Source organism: Brevibacillus gelatini (assembly GCF_003710935.1).
GTDB lineage: Bacteria > Bacillota > Bacilli > Brevibacillales > Brevibacillaceae > Brevibacillus > Brevibacillus gelatini.
The window spans coordinates 1-4724 of sequence record NZ_RHHS01000042.1; the positions used below are offsets into that span (position 1 = coordinate 1).

Consider the following 4724-nt stretch of genomic DNA (forward strand, 5'->3'; position numbering starts at 1 on the left):
TTGTGTAGCATCTGGTTTAAGTGTATATAAATGCCAAATGGACGGAACTACCTTTGTGGGTCACTCCGTTCTTTAGCCATTTGGAAGTGGAATTTAGTTCAGAAAAATCAGTTTATTAATCCTGGCGATTTTTATGCAACGCTAGTGATTTACCATAAAGTTCTCTTAATACTTTAATAACATCATCTTGGTTTGCTTTATTTGATTTACCAACGATTTTGATTCCACTCTCCACGTTCTTAAAGTATACCCTTGCTCCATTTGCACCACGCATTTCATAAATTCCTCCAAATCAAGCAATTTTGAGCCTTTACCTGGATTTGTATTCCCCCTCAGAAAACTCTTAACTAAATTGTCTGCCTCAGCTTGGACTCTTGGATCTTTCCCCATTTCCATAGCTGCCCTCACAAGTCGCTTATCATTTTTTATTACTGATGTCGCTGTCTGTTTATTGCAATTTAAAAGTGCTGAGTTTTGCAATGCATTTATACAATCGTGGCTTTACATGGAGAGGCGGGTATGATAGGCTGAATCACCAAGCGAAATCGTATTGATATCGCCCTTTCTGACTGTATCATACCCGTAGAGACCAGCTATGCAATGTCAATACCCTTTCATGGATGATTCTTTTAATTGACTACGCAGGGGGCACACCCCCTGCACCCCGTCACTCGCCGTGAGGCAGCTCCAGCAATGCATGCTGGAGAAGGAAACGAGTGTGGGTGGAATATCTCATCTGTCAAGGCAAAAGGCATGCCTTGACAGACTGACTCCAGATTTCTAAGAGTTACTTTGTGGCCAAGTCTGGCGCATAGGGTTGATTATCCCGTAAAATTGCAAAAATTACAGCCGATAACTTACGGCTAACTGCACCGAGAGCTGTTTTGCCATGCTTACCTCGGGAAATTTTATCATCATAAAACGATTTAAATACAGGATCGTACAAGCGTGCCGAATTAGCTCCAAGCCAGAGAGCTCGTCGTAAATAGACAGAACCCCTCTTTGATATATGATTAGTAGTTCCGGTAAACTGTCCGGATTGCCGAACAGCAGGATCAAGACCCGCAAAGACCGCAAGTTGCTTCGGAGTTTGAAAGCGCGTGATATCTCCAATCTCCGCCAATATGCTAGCAGCTAACACTGGACCAATGCCAGGAATTGTTAACAAATGATGATCGAATTCAGAAAGTCGTTCGGCGATTTCTTCTTCCAAGCGCTGAAGTTGTCCCTCCATAAAACGAATCTGTTCCATAATCATTCGCAATTGAAAGGAATAAGCATCAATAGCCAGATCAGCACCAAAAGATTGCCGTGCGGCCTCCGGAATCCTTTCAGCTTTTGGTTCGTTTTAGCATCGTATAGTACTTCGATATTATATTGTTTGCCGTTTCGATACATAACATCATAATACATAAGCCAATCAAGTAACTTATTCAATGGTCAGTCCACATTCTTCAAGCCTTGCTTCGCTAAATCAAGAGCAACTGCTAATTTAATTTGACACTGTTTACTGAGTCCTTGTAAATATTGCGAAATCGTTTTAGTTACAACAATTGGTTCATTTTCAGCGTTATAGCGATCTAATTCAATTTCTGCGATAATGCTATCGTTAATTAGAATCTTATAAATATCCTCACCCTGCTCGGGTATCCAATGAACAATATAAGCTGTGTTCATTTCCGGGTATGAACTTCTAATCACTTCAAGTAGTCTTCGTTTCTCTTCACTCTTAAATAGTGATTGATTGGATTTTTTAAGTTGCTCCCTTATTTCTTGTTCCAATTTACTCCCAATTAGTTTCACGTTTCATCCTCATTTCATTAACTATTTTAGTAAACCAGGAAATGCTGTTACCAAATTACCATGTTTATCAGTTAAAATAGTCATTGTAGAAGTAGGCTTGAAATCATTCTGGATCGGCGATTCGTTACATAATGACATATGTGGTTTATACTGCGCCACTGTGTAAACCGAGACCAGGCCGTTTTTCTTCATCAGACGTTCAATGCGCGGTCTGGAAACCGCCATTCCTCTTCTTGAAGTTTTGCTTTGATCTTCCTTGCCCCATACACGCGCTGATTCTCTTCAAAAATACGGATACTTGCTTGTTCCACTTCATGATTGACAGATGATTGCTCATTACTCTCGTAGTAGTAGGTACTTTTATTGACCTGAAGAATCTTGCACATGGCTGATATGGGATACTTATGAGCATTTTGCTGGATTACCGTTATTTTCGTCCGAAGATCAGCGCCTTCAAGCAGGCAATGGATAGAATTCCTCTGTAGTTACAAACGGCTGGCAAGTGCTTAGGCAATTTTGGCTGCAAAACTAAGCATTTTCTACTTGCAAAACACATCGCGGTTTCCCATTCTCGTAAAGTTGAACCATCTGCTGCTTGAACCCGTCTGTAAATGACCGACGCTCACATTTCTGCATGACATTCTCTCCGTTCCTTGGCGATTTTGATTTCAATCTACTAGACCTTAAGAGAATTGTCCAATTCGGTGTAGCCGATCCACTGAAAATAGACGGTGCGTATTGCGTTTGACGCTCAGTCCTCGCGGGCAGGGATAGTTCCCATGAACGAAAAAACACCCCAGACGAGTAGTTGACTACTCGTTTGGGGTCGTTATAAAAAGTTCTCCTATGTTTGAAAGCTCGACGTATTATTCGATTCTCCCTGTAATCATGACTGTAAAGTACTCTTCTAGTGTATTATAAAAATCCACTCCTTCACCAAGTTCCACATCTCTTACCAATAATGGTTCACTTGAATCCGCTTCTAATAAGAAAACCTCAAAATGCATATGATTAGAACTCCATACAATTACTCGTCCAACACATAATGATGTCTCTTGATCAACTACTGTACTTGGATTAAGAGCATGGGCTGGCGTATCCCATTGATAGTTGTATTCTGTTTTAATCCCCATTCTGCTCAACTGACCTTCGTTCTCTTGTATCCAAGTTAAAAATAACTTATTCAAGTCTATCCTTCCTTTTCTCTAGTTTTATATTTTTCGCAGTAGGTAATTCTGTTCGCGGCAATCCTCTTTTTTCACGGAGCTTTGCCATTATAGACGTAGGTCCCACCATATAGAACCATTTCTCATTATTTTGAATTAAGGGTGTCGACTTGGGTATATCAAACGTTACATATAAAGAGCCTGGTTTTGCTTGTGGGAAAGCATCTGGGTCTGAGGGGAAAATAACATAAGTAAGCCCTCCACTTCCCTCCTGCACCTTACCAGTTTTCATCATTAAGTTATACTCTTCTTTCCCCATCCATCTTCCAACTCGGATGGTTTCATTTTCTATTCCATCTTTGGTTATTTTTATCCCTGATTTTTTAGGAGATTTCCATCCCCCTGATCTTCCACCACCTTCTGGAAAGTTATTCATTAACGCTTGAAATTGAACCTCACGCTGTATTGTTGATGCCCGTTCAGGAATTTCTATCAAAGCTATCTGATATAAATCTGCAAGTTCTTCCAGATCGGCTCTAAATGCATCGGGATGCCTCTCATAATAACCCCAATTTACAGTTCCATCCGAATTAATGTACGCATTACCTGATGGATCAATATACTTTAACGGATTATTTGCTGTATAAACGTACCGATTCAGACTCAGCGGATTATCCACCGCACCCTTATACGTATCCTCCATGATAAAGCGGTCAATGGTTAAAGGTTAGGTGGCAACATTTCTGCTACCACCCAATTGACTACGCCGCCCGTTCTGGAAGGACTGGCATTTTATATTCAGTCTTGTACTTCATCATGCTGTAGATGACGTTGACCAGTTTACGCATGACACAGATGATTGCTTGCCACTTGGTCTTTCCTTCTGCTAGCTTCTTCTCATAGTAAGCATGGTACATTGGGTGATTTGGCTTCTTCTCCCCCCTCGATACGCCAAGCAAACGAATAGCGAGGTTGTAGAAAATGTCATACAGACTACGATTGCCTAGCTTGCTCTTTTTCGCTTTCTGCTTGTTCCCTGAACTGTGCTGAACAGGTGCGATTCCTGCAAAGTTGGCTAGCTTGTCTGCATTAGAGAAGCGTGAAATGTCGCCAATCTCCGCAATCAACTCCGCCGCCGTTACTGTACTGATTCCGTGCATGGTTTCCAGCTTGTAATCGAGTAAAGCTATATGTTTCTTTAACTCAGCGTCAATCTGGTCTAGCTGATGCTCACGAATCATGATGTCTCGTACTACATCTTTCACAAGGAAGTCATTCGCTTCTTGGTAGTCCTTCGATGTATCCCCGTCTTGTTCTACAAGTGAGAGGATTTCTTTTGCCTTCTTCGTAGATAAATTGCGATTGCTTTTCTTGTAAAGGAAGTCTGCAAGTTCATCCACGCCCACCCCCTTCAAACAACTGGGAGAAGGATACTTTCTCCAAAAAGCGAGTGCTGCTTTCCCTTCCACCTGTGAAAAGAACTTCTTGTAGCTTGGATAATGGTAGCCGAGTTGCTGGTGGAGTTGGAGTTTTAGCCCCGTCAAAACGCTAACGATATTGGATCTTCTCGTAACCAGTTGGGAAATGGCGTAATAGAGGTCAAGCGGATTGGCGGCTGGCAATGTATCCAAGTTGGAAATCGAGTCTGTCAAGATTTTTGTGTAAACGTGAAAACGATGCTTCATATGTCGGGCTTGACATGGAGCCACTGGCGGGCATGAGTTCTTGCGATTGAGCGATGGAGAAGATCACACC

General features: G+C 41.7%; 5 protein-coding genes and 2 pseudogenes. All 7 read right to left on the bottom strand.

Annotation, left to right across the window (positions count from 1 at the left end; genetic code table 11):
- Nucleotides 1–115 precede the first annotated feature (115 nt).
- Nucleotides 116–274, bottom strand: coding sequence for a hypothetical protein (locus EDM57_RS23585; RefSeq protein ID WP_211338268.1), 159 nt, complete (start codon nucleotides 272–274; stop codon nucleotides 116–118).
- A gap of 513 nt (nucleotides 275–787) precedes the next feature.
- Nucleotides 788–1327, bottom strand: a complete 540-nt coding sequence (locus EDM57_RS17840) for an IS110 family RNA-guided transposase (protein ID WP_342771487.1) — start codon at nucleotides 1325–1327, stop codon at nucleotides 788–790.
- Between the two features lie 113 nt (nucleotides 1328–1440).
- Complete coding sequence (locus EDM57_RS17850; RefSeq protein ID WP_170163469.1) at nucleotides 1441–1803, bottom strand: hypothetical protein; 363 nt, start codon at nucleotides 1801–1803, stop codon at nucleotides 1441–1443.
- 105 nt (nucleotides 1804–1908) lie between these two features.
- Nucleotides 1909–2069, bottom strand: a pseudogene (locus EDM57_RS24085) (IS3 family transposase); the annotation flags it as partial.
- A gap of 600 nt (nucleotides 2070–2669) precedes the next feature.
- Nucleotides 2670–2990: an immunity protein TriTu family protein gene (locus EDM57_RS17860; protein WP_122906046.1), complete on the bottom strand. Its 321-nt coding sequence runs from the start codon at nucleotides 2988–2990 to the stop codon at nucleotides 2670–2672.
- Entirely contained in the window at nucleotides 2983–3405 is a 423-nt protein-coding gene (locus EDM57_RS24090) for a TreTu family toxin (protein WP_425455813.1), read from the bottom strand. Before EDM57_RS24090 ends, EDM57_RS17860 begins: the two co-directional genes overlap by 8 nt.
- A 325-nt stretch (nucleotides 3406–3730) precedes the next feature.
- Nucleotides 3731–4609: pseudogene (locus EDM57_RS17870) on the bottom strand (IS110 family RNA-guided transposase); the annotation flags it as partial.
- Between the last annotated feature and the right edge of the window lie 115 nt (nucleotides 4610–4724).